This is a genomic window from Virgibacillus sp. M23 (genome assembly GCF_034190895.1).
Taxonomy (GTDB): domain Bacteria; phylum Bacillota; class Bacilli; order Bacillales; family Amphibacillaceae; genus Virgibacillus; species Virgibacillus salarius.
The window spans coordinates 1-405 of the sequence record NZ_JAWDHA010000347.1 but is presented as its reverse complement, the minus strand read 5'-3'; the positions used below and the strand labels follow the sequence as shown (position 1 = coordinate 405).

Genomic DNA, 405 nt, shown 5'->3' with positions numbered 1-405 from the left:
ATTGATGAGCCATGCAACGAATGTGCGGCCTGTAAAGGGATAACAAACGGGTCAATATCCGATGTCATAGAAATTGACGCCGCATCTAATAACGGTGTGGATGAGATTCGTGATATTCGCGATAAAGTGAAGTTTGCCCCATCGGCTGTCACGTATAAGGTATATATCAGAGATGAGGTGCATATGCTTTCTATCGGCGCCTTTAATGCATTACTAAAAACATTAGAAGAGCCGCCGGAGCATTGTATTTTCATTCTAGCAACAACTGAACCGCACAAAATCCCTTTAACCATTATCTCCAGATGTCAGCGTTTTGACTTTAAACGAATTACCTCCCAAGCGATTGTAGGGCGCATGAATAAAATTGTTGATGCCGAACAGCTGCAAGTGGAGGAAGGATCGCTG

At 43.5% G+C, this 405-nt stretch carries 1 protein-coding gene; it reads left to right on the top strand.

Going from position 1 to position 405, the window contains the following annotated elements:
* A partial coding sequence (locus tag RVS70_RS22910) for an AAA family ATPase (RefSeq protein WP_414617194.1) occupies positions 1-405 on the top strand: 405 nt, incomplete at both ends.